Source organism: Rhizobium sp. 'Codium 1', assembly GCF_020889605.1.
In the GTDB taxonomy this organism is placed as follows: domain Bacteria; phylum Pseudomonadota; class Alphaproteobacteria; order Rhizobiales; family Rhizobiaceae; genus Allorhizobium; species Allorhizobium algae.
In genome coordinates, this window is the sequence record NZ_JAJGPW010000002.1 from 601201 (window position 1) to 616486 (window position 15286).

Sequence of the window (15286 nt, forward strand, 5' to 3'; positions counted from 1 at the left end):
CGGGATGGACCCAAAGCCGTCCTTGGCCGTTAGACCTGGATCATCCTATGATACACCAGTATTTTTGCGCGCCACGCGGCGCCACCTTGCCATTTGCCATCGGAGATCATCGTGAGCGTTGCCTTCACCAAGGAAGAGAGTTCGGAGACCGCAGCAGAACTCCATCTGCCGGACCGGCCAATCTCGCAACATCCGAACCTGGTGACGGCAGAGGGGCTGAAGCGTCTGGAGTCTGAAGCCGAGGAAGCCCGGGCCGCCTATCTCGCGGCCCAGGCTGTAGACGACGTCAACGAGCGTCGCCGCCAATCGGCTGTACCCTATCGTGATCTGCGCTACCTGACCGAACGGTTGCGGACCGCACAGGTGATACCGGCACCGGAAAACAATGCCGTCGTCGCCTTCGGCAGCACGGTCACGTTTGAGCGCGATGACGGCCGCGTCCAGACCTATCGCATCGTCGGCGAGGACGAGGCTGACCCCAAGACCGGCTCCATCTCTTTCGTTTCACCCGTCGCGGCCCGGCTGATGGGCAAGGCCGTAGGCGATGTGGTGACGGTGGGCGATCAGGAACTGGAGATTACGGCCATCGCTTGAAGGCCGGTCGTCCAGCGACGCCTTCTCCGCCGCCGTTTCGCCGGGACGCCCTCACTCCGCCGCGCCAACTCCGTCCAGTTCCGCCATAACATCCACAGGCAGATCGATGTCGGCGACGGCGAGATTCTGCCGGAGATGCGCCCGCGACGAGGTACCTGGAATGAGCAGGATGTTTGGCGACCGCTTCAAGAGCCAGGCGAGTGCCACCTGCATTGGTGTCAGGTTCAGCCGTGCGGCCACGTCGGACAGGGTTGACGACTGCAGCGGCGAGAAACCGCCGAGCGGAAAGAATGGAACATAGGCTGTCCCCTCGCCCGCCAACTGGTCGATCAGCGCGTCGTCGGCCCGGTGCGCCAGGTTGTACATGTTCTGCACGCAGACGATCTCGGTGATCTTACGGCTATCCGCCACCTGCTTGGACGTGACGTTGGAAAGGCCGATATGCCTGACCAGCCCCTGCTGCTGCAATTCGGCAAGCACGGTCAGAGGTTCTTCGAGATCACCTTCCGCCGGGCGATGCACATCGAACATCGCCCGCAGGTTAACGACATCGAGCGCGTCGAGCCCGAGGTTCTTCAGATTGTCGTGCACGGCGCGGGTCAGAGCCTCCTTCGAAAAGGCCGGGTTCCACGAGCCATCGTCGCCGCGCAAGGCACCGATCTTCGTGACGATGACCAGGTTGCCCGCATACGGGTGCAGCGCCTCGCGAATGATCTGGTTGGTGATGTGCGGGCCGTAGAAGTCGCTGGTATCGATGTGATCGACGCCGCTTTCCACCGCTTCGCGCAAGACCGCCACGGCCTCCGCGCGGTCCTTGGGCGGCCCGAAGACACCCGGTCCAGCCAGTTGCATGGCGCCGTAACCGAGACGTTTGACGGTGAGGTTGCCCAGCGTGAAGCTGCCGGCTTTTGTCAGATTGGCCATGTCGATTTTTCCTTTGTGTGGTGAACAGCTATGTACTGCGCCGACACTTTCAGGATAATCGGAGGCAATCCGGACAGGCCGTCCGGAAAACAGCACAATTATCAGGAGCAGCAATGGCCGATACACCCGAGATGAGCGATGTCAGCGCCTTTCTCGCAGTTGCCCGCGCCGGCGGATTTCGCGAGGCCTCGCGGCTGGGCAATACCAGCGCCTCTGCCCTGAGCGATGCGGTGCGCCGTCTGGAGGCAAAGCTCGGCATCCGCCTGCTTAACCGCACGACACGCGCCGTCGTGCCGACCGATGCCGGGCGCGGACTGATGGAACGCATCGGACCCGCCTTCGGGGAAATCGGTGCAGCGCTCGAACATGTCAGGAGCTTCGATGGCCGTGCCGCCGGCACGCTGCGGCTCAACGTGCCGGCAAGTGCTGCAAGACTGGCGCTGCCGGCGATCGTCCCCGGCTTCCTCGCCGCCTATCCCGACATCCGGCTGGAAATCGACACCGACGAGAGCCTGATCGATGTCATCGCTGCCGGTTACGATGCCGGCATCCGCTATGATGAGCGACTGGCGCAGGACATGATCGCCGTGCCGATCGGCCCGCGCCTGCAGCGCTACGGCCTTGGCGCCTCTCCTGCCTACCTGAACACGCACGGTCATCCGCAGCATCCCCGCGATCTGCTGGCGCATAACTGCATCCGCAGCCGGTTTGCCGGGCGTCTGGCCATGGCCTGGGAATTCGAGAAGGATGGCGAGACACTTGTAGTCGAGCCCAATGGCCAACTGCTCGTGCGAGCCGGGGATGCGACCGAGTTGGGCATCAGAGCCGCGATCTCCGGTGCAGGCATCTTTGCGCTGTTCGAAGACTGGCTGAGACCGCATTTCGCCAGCGGCGAATTGCTGCCGGTGCTGGAACCCTGGTGGCTGAGCTTTTCCGGCCCCTTCCTCTACTACCCGGAACGCCGGCTGATGCCGGCACCTCTGCGCGCCTTTGTCGACTACATCAAGACCAACCGCCCTGGATGATGCGCCAGACCCAGCAACGGGAAAGGCCGGGACGCTTTCGCGCCCCGGCCCTGGTCGTCACGTCAGCAATACCGATCAAACGTAGCGGTTGATGACGTTTTCCAAGAGTTCCTGCTTGCCGGAGACCGGCTTCGGATTGACGTTCTGGGCTTCGACGCGGGCAGCGATTGCATCGAGGCTTTCCTCGCCACGCAGCATCTTCTGGTTCTCGGCCTTGTCCCAACCGGCGTAACGGTTGCCGAGCGGCGCCGACAGCGCCTTGTCTTCCACCATCTTGGCGGCGGCCTTCAGGCCGCGGGCGCAGCAATCCATGCCGCCGATGTGAGCGATCAACAGGTCTTCGGCGTCGAGCGACTGGCGGCGCAGCTTGGCATCGAAATTGGTGCCGCCTGTCGTGAAGCCGCCGGCTTGCAGGACCTGATAATAGGCCAGCGCCATTTCCGGCACATTGTTCGGGAACTGGTCGGTATCCCAGCCGGACTGGTAATCGTTGCGGTTCATGTCGATCGAACCGAAGATGCCGAGCGCATTGGCGAGCGCCAGCTCGTGCTCGAACGAGTGGCCGGCGAGGATCGCATGGCCCTGCTCGATATTGACCTTCACTTCGTTTTCAAGGCCGTAGCGCTTCAGGAAGCCGTAGACCGTCGCTACGTCGTAGTCATACTGGTGCTTCGACGGTTCCTGCGGCTTCGGCTCGATCAGGATCGCGCCCTTGAAGCCGATCTTGTGCTTGTATTCGACCACGAGGTTCAGGAAGCGGCCCATCTGGTCGAGCTCGCGTCCGAGATCGGTGTTGAGCAGGGTCTCGTAGCCTTCGCGGCCGCCCCACAAAACGTAATTCTCGCCGCCGAGCTTCAGCGTCGCGTCCATGCAGGTCTTCACGGTTGCCGCGGCAAAGGCGAAGACGTCTGGATCCGGATTGGTCGCGGCACCCGACATGTAGCGGCGATGTGAGAACATGTTCGCCGTGCCCCAGAGCAGCTTGACGCCGGTCTCTTCCTGCTTCTTCGCGAAGTAGTCGACGATCTCGTTCAGGTTCTTGGTGTTCTCGGCAAAGCTGTCGCCTTCAGGGCGAACATCCGCGTCGTGGAAGCAGTAGTAGGGCGTGCCGAGCAACTGGAAGAATTCGAAGGCGACATCAGCCTTCATCTTCGCTGCATCCATCGTATCCTTGAACCACGGACGCTCGAAGGTATTGCCGCCGAACGGATCGGTGCCCGGCCAGACAAAGGTATGCCAGTAGGCGATGGCAAAACGCAGATGGTCTTCCATCCGCTTGCCCATGACCACTTCGTCGGGATTGTAGTGACGGAAGGCCAGCGGATTGCTGCTGCCTTCGCCTTCATATCTGATCTTCTGGATATTGCCGAAGAAACCTGTGCTCATGGGTAGTCCTCCTTGGTGTGTGTTTGTGTTGGTGTTCACGCGCCTCGCGACGCTGCCCCTCACCCGCCTGCCGGCCTCTTCTCCCAGTTCACGGGGAGAAGGAATGCGCCGCCGCCGTTTCCGGCCTCTCTTCTCGCTTGCGGGGAGAGAGCCAGGGTCAGTGGCAAATCTTCAAAGTCCCCGGATCGCCGGATAGAGCGCCCGATAGCGGCCGTATGCCGCCTCATAGGCCGAGGTAAGCGCCTCGACCGGCTCGACCGTCTCGGCCGTATCCGGCGCCCTGCAAACCGACAGCGGATCGGCCCCGGTCGCTGCGATCAGCCCAAGGCGTGCGGCGCCGAAGGCAGCCCCGAAATCGCCGTCGGCCGGGATATCGACCGGCATATCGAGAGCTGTGGCGATCGACGACAGCCAGTAGCGCGAGCGAGACCCGCCGCCGATGGCGGTAACACGGTCGATCTTCGTGCCGGCGGATTTCAGCGCTTCCAGGCTGTCGCGAATGGCGAAGGTTACGCCTTCCAGCACCGCCTGGGTCAGCACCGCCCGGTCGCTTTCATGGCCAAGCCCGATGAAGGCGCCACGGATCTTCGCATCGTTATGGGGTGTCCGCTCGCCAGAGAGGTAAGGAAGGAAGGTGACACCCGTCGGGGCATGAAGCGCATCGCCGAGTTCGCCGGTCAGTTCGCCGGCCGATTTGCCGGTCACGGTCGAATGCCAGTTGAGTGCATCGGTTGCCGACAGGATGACGCCCATCTGGTGCCAGGTTTTCGGCAGCGCGTGGCAGAAAGCATGCACGGCACTTTCCGGCTTCGGGAGATAGGACGCATTTGCCGCGAAGAGAACGCCTGACGTGCCGAGCGACACGAAGGCCTGGCCTTCGGCAACAGTGCCCATGCCGCAGGCGGAAGCGGCATTGTCCCCTGCTCCACCGGCGACGACGACGTTTGCGCCGAGACCCCATTTCGTCGCAAGCTCCGCACGCAGCGTGCCGGCCCGATCGGTCCCCTCGACAAGACCCGGCATCTGTTCGACGCTCAGCCCCGTGGCTTCGAGCAGCTCCGCCGACCAGGCCCGCTTGCCCGTGTCGAGCCAGCTGGTACCGGCCGAGTCCGACATGTCGGAGATATATTCCCCCGTCAGCCAGAGCCGCAGGAAATCCTTCGGCAGCAAGACTTTGGCGACCTTCTCGAAGGTCTCCGGCTCGTTGTTTTTCACCCAGGCAAGCTTCGGCGCCGTGAAACCGGGAAAGACGATATTGCCCGTCAGTGCCCGGAAGCGCGGATCGGCGTCCAGTACCGCCGCCTCCGCATGGCTGCGTGTATCGTTCCAGAGAATGCAGGGTCGCAGCACCCGGTCCTTGGCGTCGACAAGCGTCGCGCCATGCATGTGGCCGGAAAGACCGATGCCCCTGACGGCAGCGAGTTCCTTCGGATGCGAGGCCTTGAGCGCAGCAACGGCCTCTTCGGTCGCCCGCAGCCAGTCGCCCGGCGCCTGTTCCGACCAGCCGGGATGCGGCCGCTGCACGGTCAAGGCCGCATGGCCGACGCCGACAACCTTCTGATCGCCATCGATCAGCATTGCCTTGACGCTGGATGTGCCGAGATCCAATCCGAGATACATGGGTGTCCTCCAATGCTCTGCCTTCAGGGCAGATTGTCCTTCAGGAATATGTCGATACGAATGCGCTCCTGGGCGGCCACGACAGGCAGCCCGTCGGCCTTGGCCTTCAGGACGCGGATGGCGCTGCGCACCTCGTGGCCGGCGTCTTGATTGAGGACCGCATCGAACAGGCCCGATTGCAGCGCGCCGCGCGTCGTCTCGGTCAGCTCATGCGCGATGACGACCGGTCGGTTTTCCCGCGGCACACGTTCCAGCGCACGCACCAGTCCGCGATTGCCGGCACCAAGGCTATAGAGTGCGACGATGTCGGAGTGGCCCACAAAGAGCGCGGAGACCAGCCGCTCGACCACGTCAGGATCGTCGCGGCCTTCCGACACGGGCAGCAGGTCAAGGCCTGCGAAATCCGAAGTGATCACAGAGGCGAAAGCCTCGCAGCGCTCGCGGTGATCGCGCACCAGCATGGAACCCGCGAGGACGGCGACCCTACCCTGGCGACCACCAACGAAACGCCCGAGCAGGCTCGCGGCCGTGCGTCCGGCAGCGGCATTGTCGATGCCGGCATAATGATCGCGTTCTGCGCCTGAGAGATCCGAAACCAGCGTCACCAGCGGAATGCCGGCAGAGACCACCTTAGCGGCAGCTGCAGCCACGTCCGGCGCATCGACGGCGACGAAGGCGATGCCCGCCGGCTGCTCTGCTGCAGCGTCCCTGAGTGCTGTCGCCAGCGCCGCGGCATCGAAGGCCGGCACGTCGACAAGGCGGATCGCAATGCGCTCAACGCCTGCCCGCTCCCCTGCCTCGTCGAGTGCGAGCCTCAAGCCTCGCATGAAGGAGTTGTCGTTGGAAGGAATGAGGAAGGTCAGCGGATAGGTTCGACCCTTGGCGAGATTGGCTGCGGCCACATCGCGCACGAAACCGAGCTCGCTGACGGCGAGGTCCACCTTTTCGCGGGTCCGCGCACTGACCCCCGGCCGCCGGTTCAATACCCGGTCAACGGTGGCAAGGCTCACGCCCGCGCGGCTCGCGATGTCATGGACGGTCGGCTTCATTCTCTCCTCCGGCGCCTGTCCTACACCAGCGCCTGAGGTACGTAAATCAGAATTATGATGTACGTACCTCTTCTGGATCAAAAAAAAGGCCGCCCACAGTATGGGCGGCCGTGACCTGGAGATCGGCAAGAAGACTGGACCCGCAAGCCTACGCGGGCACTGTGCCGTCAGTGGCCGGCGCCGGCCGGCGCCGCCGCCGTCGGCTTCTTCAGCAGTAGCGCCAGGAAGACCAGGCAGGCGAAGAGGACCGTCAGCCCAAGAAACACATCCATGAAAGACAGGAGCCAGGCCTGCTGCGTGACAACGCCGGAAAGCTTCTTGATCGCCACGGCCGTTCCATCGAGCCCATAGCTGTCGTAGTTTGCGCCAACGCTGGCAAGCCAGTCCAGCGCTGCCTGATTGCCCCAGTTCAGCTGTTCGGAGAGGCGGGCATAATGATCGTCGGTCCGCTGCGTCAGCATTGTGTTGATGATGGCAAGACCCACGGCCCCGCCGAGGTTGCGGGTCAGGTTGAAGAGGCCCGAGGCATTCTTGATGCGATCAGGCGGCAGCGTGCCAAGCGCCAGATTGTTGATCGGCACCATGCACAGCATCAGCGAGCAGCCGCGCAGGATCTGCGGCACGAGCAGTTCGTAGAAGTCCCAGTCCGCGGTAATTCCGGTCATCATGTAGGTGCCGAGCGCAAAGCCGCCAAAGCCGATCATCATCATCACACGCGGATCGAGCTTGCCCGACAGAATCCCGGCAACCGGTGCCGTAAGGAACATGGCCGCACCCGAGACGAACATGGTCTCGCCGATCATCAGGCTGTCATACCCGCGAATGCGCCCGAGATAGAGCGGATAGAGATAGGTCAGCCCGTAAAGCCCGACCCCCATGACAAAGGAGAACAGCGAACCGAAGGCGAAGTTGGCATTGGAGAAGGCGCGCAGGTCGACGACCGGCAACTCCACCCTGAAGACACGGCGGAAGAAGATGAAGCCACCGATCACCATGGCAAGGGTGCCCATGACGATATGATGGTCGTTGAACCAGTCCTTGTTGTTGCCCTCTTCCAGCACGAATTCCATCGAGCCCAGGAAGACCGCCATCGAGACCAGCCCCCACCAGTCGAACTTCTTCAGGAGCTTGAGGTCCGGCTTGTCGAAATCGATCAGGCTCCAGGCGGCGGCCGCGACGATCACACCCGGCACGACATTGATCAGGAACAGCCAGTGCCAGGACATGGCGTGGCTGATATAGCCTCCGATCGTCGGACCGATTGTCGGCGCGAGTGTGGCGACAAGTCCGACCATCGGCGAGACGATGTTGCGCTTCGAAGGCGGAAAGATGGTGAAAGCCGCCGCAAACACGGAGGGGATCATGCCACCACCGATGAAGCCCTGGATCGCGCGGTAGACGATCATCTGCTCGATATTGGTGGCGGTCGCGCAGAGAGCGCTGGCAAGCGTGAAACCGGCCGCGCAGAAGGTGAACAGCACCCGCGTCGATACGATGCGTGCGAGCACGCCCGACAACGGAATCATGATCACCTCGGCAATCAGATAGGATGTCTGAACCCAAGCGACTTCCTCCGAGCCGGCGCCGAGGCCGGCCTGGATCTCGGCGAGTGATGCGGAGACGATCTGGATGTCGAGGATCGACATGAACATGCCGAAGACCATTGCCAGGAATGCGAGGACGCGCCTGGGGTCCATGCGCTCCTCGTCGAGCGCCAGGGAAGCGGCGTCCTGAGTGCTAATTGCGGCCATGACGAGGCCCTTTCGATAACGACTGCCGGTGGTTTACTTCGCGGCAAGCGCCTGGCCGTCAGGGGCCGTGCGGGTGTCGACGTCGACGATGACACTGAGGCCGGCACGCAGATGGCCGCCGGCAAGCGCGTCCTCGGGAAGAGCTATCCGGACGGGCACACGCTGGACCACCTTGGTGAAATTACCCGTCGCATTTTCAGCCGGCAGCATCGAGAAGATGGCACCGGAAGCGGGGGCGATAGAGGTCACGGTGCCTTCGAGCGGCTGGTCACCGTAAGCATCGACATGGATCGAGACCTTGGAACCCGGGACGAGATCGGCGATCTGCGTCTCCTTGAAGTTCGCCTCGATGTAAAGCTCGCTGGTCGGCACCAGGGCTGCAAGCCGCTTGCCGGCGGAAACGAGATCGCCCGCCTGGACGGACAGATTGCCCACAACGCCGTCATAAGGCGCCTTGAGAACGGTGAAATCCAGGTCGCGTCTGGCCTTGGCCACCACCTGATCCTGCACGCGCACGGCATTGATCGCCTCGTCGCGCTGCGCCTTCAGGATCGAAAGATTGGCCTCGGCGGAATCCACAGCCGCCTGACCGGCGACGAGATTGGCGCGAGCCTGCTCGAGCGCAACTCTTGCATTATCGAGATCCGCGGTCGTCCCGACACTCTTCGAGGCAAGTTCGCCGGCACGTTTTTCGGTGATCTCGGCGCCACGCACGGAGGCTTCGAGTGCCCCGAGTTGCGCCTTCGCTTCTGCAACACTCGCCTGGCCGCCGGCGATCTGGGCATCGATACGGCTGACCGCGAGGGAAGAACTCTGCTTGCTGGCGACGGCCTGATCATAGGCGATCTGATAATCGCCACCATCCAGCGTGACCAGCGGATCACCCGCATGAACGACCTGGTTGCTGGCGACATTCACCTTGGCAACATAGCCGGAAACCTTGGGCGAGATGATTGCAATGTCACCTTCGATATAGGCGTCTTCGGTCGACACCATGAACCGGCCGTCCGTCCACCATCCGTAGCCATACCAGGCGCCGGCGGCGAGCAGTGCGGCGAGAATAACAGGCAGAACCGGACTGCGGCGGGGCGCCGAGGCCGTCGCTTCAGGGGCCTGATGGGACACCCCGAAATCCGTCTCTGCCGCCGGCGCAGCCTCATTCCGATCGACTGGAGTGGAGTTGGAACGAAGGGCGGTGGATCTTTGCATCGTTGACATGGCACGGACCGGGGATTGGTTGAAATTATTCGAACTGAACCGTTCGGTTCGATTGACTTAGAGTGTTTCTTCCCCCATATCAAGAGGCACAGGCGAGCTTCTGCGCAGCGGTTGCTCGATTACGTTAATTTTTCTTTGGTCAGGATATGTCGAAACAATCCGAGGAAACTGCCATGACTTCCCCTTGCCACTCCGTTGCCGGAGTTGGCCGCTTTGCTGCGGGCGCGGATCCCGTCAAGCGGGGACAGATCCTGGACGGAGCCAAGCGCGTCTTCATGAAGCTCGGCTATGACGCCGCGAGCATGAACGACGTCACCCGCGAGGCTGGTGTCTCCAAGGGAACCATCTACGTTTATTTCCAGAGCAAGGAAGATCTGTTCGGCGCGCTTGTTGAGCGTGAGAAGAGCGCCTTCGATGCGGCCATCCGGCAAATCCTGGAGGAAAGCGCGAATGTTGAGGAAGGCCTGCGGCGGTATGCGCTCGCCCACGCGCATTTCATTCTCGACACCGAAATGATCCCGACGATGCGAATTCTGATGGGTGTACTCGATCGCATGCCGACGCTGTGTCAGCGCTTCTTCGCGTCTTCCCCCACCAATATCAAGGTGCTGTTGCAGGACTATATCGCGGCAGCAAACGAGAAAGGTGAACTCTCGGTCGAAGACACGGACCTTGCCGCGCGTCAGTTCATCGACATGTCGACGGCCGGCTATTTCAAGAAGCGGCTGTTCAACGACATCCCCGTGCGCCCCGACGACAAGGAGATCGAACGCGTCGTGGAGTCCGGCCTGCGGATGTTCATGAACTTCTACGGTCCGAAAACCGACAAAGCCCAAAGCTGATTAGAGACGGAACTTTGTTCCGACCGGAGACTTAATTCGCTGCTTGCCATTCCCCCGGATATGTCTCATGTCCTGGGCTCCCTAGTCCGTTTGATCAGCACGGAAGACATCTATGCAGGATATTATCGCCCTCCTTCAGGATCCCGCTGCCTGGGTCGCCCTCGTGACGCTTGTCGTCATGGAGATCGTGCTCGGCATCGACAACCTGATCTTCATCTCGATCCTGACCAATAAGCTGCCGCAGGAAATGCGCGAAAAGGCAAGACGGATCGGCATCGGCCTTGCCCTTGTCATGCGCCTCGCACTTCTGGGTACGGTTGCCTGGATCGTGCAGTTGACCACGCCTGTCTTCGAGCTGTTCGGCCAGGGCTTCTCCTGGAAGGACATGATCCTGATCGCCGGTGGTCTCTTCCTGGTCTGGAAGGCCACGAAGGAAATTCACCATGCCGTCGATCCGGTCGACAAGGAAGAGGACTTCATCGCCTCCACCGCATCGACCACGTTCGTCAGCGCCATCGGGCAGATCCTGCTTCTGGACCTCGTCTTTTCGATCGACAGCATCATCACGGCCGTGGGCATGACACCGCATGTGCCGATCATGGTGGTCGCCGTGGTCGCGGCCGTGACGGTCATGCTTGTCGCGGCGACCCCGCTGGCGAATTTCATCGAGAAGAACCCGACTATCGTCATGTTGGCACTGGCATTCCTGATGATGATCGGCACCACGCTGATCGCCGAAGGCATGGGCTTCCATGTACCGAAGGGTTACGTCTACGCCGCCATGGCCTTCTCTGCGCTCGTGGAGGTGCTCAACATGTTTGCACGCCGCAAGCGTGAGCGGGACCGCAGGCTCAAGGCCACCACCCACTGACCACGGCTGACGTTTGAACTTGGAAAGGCCTGTCGATCGACAGGCCTTTTCCGTGTGGAACGGCGGTTGCGGGATCGATCGGCCCTTGCCAGACTTCTCGCAAGAACTTACGCCTTCTCCCACAACGCCAGCATCACGCCGGAACCCGATGACATACGAGCAGACCCTCGCCTTCGGCATCATCGCCATCATGATGGCGGCATTCCTGTGGGAAAAGATCCGCTACGATGTGGTTGCCTGCTGCGCACTGGTGGCGGCAGTCGCCGTCGGCCTGATTTCGCCAAGCGAGGCCTTTTCCGGCTTTTCCGATGACCTCGTCATCATTGTCGGCAGCGCACTCGTGGTCAGTGCGGGTGTAGCCCGCTCCGGCGTCGTCGATCTCGCAATCAAGCGTTTTTTTCCAGCACTCACCGGCCTGCATGGCCAGATGCTGCTGCTTCTCGTGACGGTGGCTGTTCTATCCGCCTTCATCAAGAACATCGGCGCGCTCGCGATCATGATGCCGGTCGCGTTCCAATTCGCGCGACGCTCGAATGTGCCAGCCTCGACCTTTCTCATGCCGATGGCCTTCGCAGCCCTGCTCGGCGGCTTGATGACCCAGATCGGCACATCGCCGAACATCGCGGTGTCGCGCCTGCGTGAAGAACTGACCGGCCAGCCTTTCACGATGTTCGACTTCACACCTGTCGGCGCAGTGCTGGCCGCAGCCGGCATCGTCTTTCTGATATTCTTCTACTGGCTGGTGCCGCACCGCGAGAACCAGAACCCGTCGTTGCAGGAGGCGCTGGAGAGTTCCAACTTCTCGACGGAAGCCATGATCACCCGCCAGTCGTCAGTCGTCGGAAAGACGCTTCATCAGCTCTTGCAGACGTCGGACGGCGAAGTCACGGCAACCGCCATCCTGCGCGGCAACACCCGCCTCTCTCCCTTCCCGGACGTTCTCCTGCACGCGGAGGACACGCTTCTGCTGGAAGGCCCGTCCGAAGCACTCGACCGGATCGTTTCGCAGGGCAATCTCAGCCTCACGGGTAACACCGATGGCGACACCAAGAAGCGCGGCGACATCTCCTCCGTCGAGGCCGTGATCGGGCGTGGATCGCCCCTGATCGGCCAGACGATCAGCGAGCTTTCGCTGGTTCATTCCTACAACGTGAACCTGCTTGCGGTCAGCCGCCAGGGAAAGCGCATCCGCGAACGCCTCGGCCAGCTCACGCTGCGCTCCGGCGACGTGGTATTGCTGCAGGGACTGCGCCAGCAGATGCCGGCAATCCTGACCGAGCTGGGCTGCCTGCCGCTGGCAGAACGCGAAATCCTGCTCGGCACAAGCCGCAACGTCGTCATCCCCCTTGCCATCCTGGTGATTGCCATGGGGTCCACAGCACTTGGACTGGCACCTGTCGCGATCGCCTTTTTCGCCGCCGCCCTTGCCATGGTCGCGTTCGGGGTCCTGCCGGTGAATGAAGTCTATCGGGCGGTCGATGGGCCGATCCTCGTGATGCTCGCAGCCCTTATCCCCGTCGCCGACACATTGCGGACTTCAGGCGGCAGCGACGTGATCGCCGGCTGGCTGAACATGGTCGCGGGCGGCCTGCCCGTCTGGGGCGCGGTTGCGATCATCCTGCTGACGGCCATGGCCGTAACGCCATTCCTCAACAACGCGGCGACAGTGCTGGTCATGGCGCCCATCGCCGCAAGCTTCGCGACGGGACTCGGCTACAAACCGGAGGCTTTCCTGATGGCGGTCGCGATCGGCGCCGGTTGCGACTTTCTCACTCCCATCGGCCACCAGTGCAACACGCTGGTCATGGGCCCCGGCGGCTACAAGTTCTCGGACTATCCGCGCCTGGGTTTCCCGCTCTCGATCCTGATCCTGATTGTGTCCGTTCCAGCCCTTCTCATGGTCTGGCCCGTTCAATAGGACGCCTGACAGCGCCCATGAAGGCGCAAAGAAAAACCCGCGTCGGCGGACACGGGTTTTCCTTTGGGGCGGGGACTTAGGGGAGAGCGCCAGCTTCGCGATTAAGGGGCTCGCGTGCCTGCTTCAGCGAGGGAAAAAGTGGCGGGGGCACCGACCTTATCTGATCCTCGCATTCGCCAGACCCAGCCGGCGCTCTGCAGCAAATAACGCCGCATCTGCCATCGGGTTCCGTCGCCGAAGAAATTTTTCGTTTTTTTTCTCACGTAGCCCCGGTTGGCTGGTTTCCGTGGTTTTTCTTGACGCAAGGCCATGAATATGGCCTAAGGCCAGCCGGTGGAACAGACGGCACATCTGGCGCCTCTTCCTGTCCGCGCAGCCATCACAGGCAGTCTCACAACCTTGTCGATCCGGCGCTTGTGCGTCTGATCCCCGCACGCACCACGAGCTGAGTTCATGACCAATTCCGGCGTCCGCGTCCGCATCGCACCCTCCCCGACCGGTGAGCCCCATGTCGGCACCGCCTATATCGCGCTGTTCAACTACCTCTTCGCGAAGAAATTCGACGGCGAGTTCATTCTGCGCATCGAGGATACCGACGCGACCCGCTCCACGGCCGAATTCGAGCAGAAGGTGCTGGATGCGCTGAAATGGACCGGCCTCACCTGGTCGGAAGGTCCCGATGTCGGCGGCCCCTACGGCCCCTACCGCCAGTCCGAGCGCAAGGACCTCTATCGTCCCTACGTCGACAAGATGCTCGACAATGGCGGCGCCTTCCGCTGTTTCTGCACGCCCGAGCGGCTGGAATCCATGCGCGAAGCCCAGCGCGCCGCCGGCAAGCCCCCGGGCTATGACGGCCTCTGCCTGCATCTCAAGGCCGAGGAAGTGACCGCTCGCGTTGAAGCCGGCGAGCCGCATGTCGTGCGCCTGAAGGTTCCGACAGAAGGCTCCTGCGATTTCCACGACGGCGTCTATGGCGACGTCTCGATCCCGTGGGAGAGCGTCGACATGCAGGTGCTGCTCAAGGGCGACGGCATGCCGACCTATCACATGGCGAATGTCGTCGACGACCATATGATGAAGATCACCCACGTCGCCCGCGGCGAAGAGTGGCTGGCCTCGGTTCCGAAGCACATCCTGATCTACAAGCATCTCGGTCTTGAGCCGCCGGTCTTCATGCACCTGTCGCTGATGCGCAATCACGACAAGTCGAAACTGTCCAAGCGCAAGAACCCGACATCCATCTCCTACTATTCGGCCCTCGGCTACCTGCCGGAAGCGCTGATGAACTTTCTCGGCCTGTTCTTCATCCAGATTGCCGAGGGTGAAGAGCTTCTGTCGATGGAAGAGCTGATCGAGAAATTCGACCCCGACAACCTGTCCAAGGCCGGTGCGATCTTCGACATCCAGAAGCTCGACTGGCTGAACGGCCGCTGGCTGCGTGAAAAGCTGACCCCGGAAGACTTCGTTGCCCGTGTGCTTGACTGGTCGATGGAAAACGATCGCTTGGTCGAAGGCCTGAAGCTTGCCCAGAGCCGTGTGACCAAGCTCGGCGAAGTCCCGCCACTCGCCGGCTTCCTTTTGGCAAATGATGTCGGCCTGACACCGGCCTCTTTCGGTGGCCTGAAGACCAGCCCGGCCGAAACGCTGGAAATCGTCACCACTGTCCAGGCGGATCTTGAAAAGATCCTCGAATGGAATGTGACGACCATCGAGGAAGAGCTGCGCGCAGTCTCTGAGCGCATGGGCAAGAAGCTCCGCGTCGTGACCCCGCCTCTCTTCGTCGCCGTCTCGGGCAGCCAGCGTTCGCTGCCGCTGTTCGACTCGATGGCACTGCTCGGCCGCTCGGTCGTGCGCCAGCGCCTGAAGGTTGCAATCCAGGTGCTGACCGCGATGGTGGGTGCACAGAACTGATTTGAATGAGTGCCGCCTGATGGGGCGGCGCAGGAACCACCCCCTCTGCCCTGCCGGGCATCTCCCCCAACTGGGGGAGAACGGGCATGCCCGATCCGGCGGAGACCAGTCTCCTCCCTTGTGGGGGAGATGTCACCAAGTGACAGAGGGGGATGAAACATACTCAAGGCCGATCCG

General features: G+C 62.1%; 12 protein-coding genes. 6 read left to right on the forward strand and 6 right to left on the reverse strand.

All coding sequences use genetic code 11. From position 1 onward, the window contains the following. Window positions 1–111: 111 nt before the first annotated feature. Complete coding sequence (gene greA / locus LJE98_RS08010; RefSeq protein ID WP_229574631.1) at window positions 112–594, forward strand: transcription elongation factor GreA; 483 nt, start codon at window positions 112–114, stop codon at window positions 592–594. A gap of 51 nt (window positions 595–645) precedes the next feature. Here the strand turns inward: greA and LJE98_RS08015 are convergent, their stop codons facing one another. Beyond that, window positions 646–1518 (reverse strand): aldo/keto reductase family oxidoreductase, encoded by an 873-nt coding sequence (locus LJE98_RS08015; RefSeq protein ID WP_229574632.1) that lies wholly within the window; start codon window positions 1516–1518, stop codon window positions 646–648. A 113-nt stretch (window positions 1519–1631) separates the two neighbouring features. Here LJE98_RS08015 and LJE98_RS08020 point away from each other — a divergent pair, with 113 nt between their 5' ends. Further along, the gene (locus tag LJE98_RS08020) at window positions 1632–2543 is read left to right on the forward strand and encodes a LysR family transcriptional regulator (protein ID WP_229574633.1); all 912 of its coding nucleotides are present in this window, start codon (window positions 1632–1634) and stop codon (window positions 2541–2543) included. A 75-nt stretch (window positions 2544–2618) separates the two neighbouring features. On the opposite strand, the gene xylA is transcribed toward LJE98_RS08020, so the two are convergent. The 5 genes from xylA to LJE98_RS08045 form a co-directional block, all read right to left on the reverse strand. Then, on the reverse strand, window positions 2619–3929 hold the full coding sequence (gene xylA, locus LJE98_RS08025; protein ID WP_229574634.1) for a xylose isomerase: 1311 nt from the start codon (window positions 3927–3929) through the stop codon (window positions 2619–2621). Between the two features lie 171 nt (window positions 3930–4100). Beyond that, window positions 4101–5549, reverse strand: coding sequence for a xylulokinase (gene xylB / locus LJE98_RS08030; protein ID WP_229574635.1), 1449 nt, complete (start codon window positions 5547–5549; stop codon window positions 4101–4103). A 23-nt stretch (window positions 5550–5572) separates the two neighbouring features. Next, window positions 5573–6598 carry a LacI family DNA-binding transcriptional regulator gene (locus tag LJE98_RS08035; RefSeq protein WP_229574636.1) on the reverse strand — a complete coding sequence of 342 codons (1026 nt, stop codon included), beginning with the start codon at window positions 6596–6598 and terminating at the stop codon, window positions 5573–5575. 167 nt (window positions 6599–6765) lie between these two features. Next, the gene (locus tag LJE98_RS08040; protein ID WP_229574637.1) at window positions 6766–8349 is read right to left on the reverse strand and encodes a DHA2 family efflux MFS transporter permease subunit; all 1584 of its coding nucleotides are present in this window, start codon (window positions 8347–8349) and stop codon (window positions 6766–6768) included. 33 nt (window positions 8350–8382) lie between these two features. Continuing rightward, a complete protein-coding gene (locus LJE98_RS08045; RefSeq protein ID WP_420710108.1) occupies window positions 8383–9567 on the reverse strand; it encodes an HlyD family secretion protein in 1185 nt (394 codons plus the stop codon). 173 nt (window positions 9568–9740) lie between these two features. Between LJE98_RS08045 and LJE98_RS08050 the strand changes: the two genes are divergently transcribed. From LJE98_RS08050 to gltX, 4 genes are all read left to right on the forward strand, one after another. Further along, a complete protein-coding gene (locus tag LJE98_RS08050; RefSeq protein WP_229574639.1) occupies window positions 9741–10409 on the forward strand; it encodes a TetR/AcrR family transcriptional regulator in 669 nt (222 codons plus the stop codon). A gap of 112 nt (window positions 10410–10521) precedes the next feature. Continuing rightward, window positions 10522–11280: a TerC family protein gene (locus tag LJE98_RS08055; RefSeq protein ID WP_229574640.1), complete on the forward strand. Its 759-nt coding sequence runs from the start codon at window positions 10522–10524 to the stop codon at window positions 11278–11280. A gap of 148 nt (window positions 11281–11428) precedes the next feature. Then, window positions 11429–13198 (forward strand): SLC13 family permease, encoded by a 1770-nt coding sequence (locus tag LJE98_RS08060; protein ID WP_229574641.1) that lies wholly within the window; start codon window positions 11429–11431, stop codon window positions 13196–13198. A 453-nt stretch (window positions 13199–13651) separates the two neighbouring features. Next, window positions 13652–15109 carry a glutamate--tRNA ligase gene (gene gltX, locus LJE98_RS08065; RefSeq protein WP_229574642.1) on the forward strand — a complete coding sequence of 486 codons (1458 nt, stop codon included), beginning with the start codon at window positions 13652–13654 and terminating at the stop codon, window positions 15107–15109. The last annotated feature ends 177 nt before the right edge of the window (window positions 15110–15286 follow it).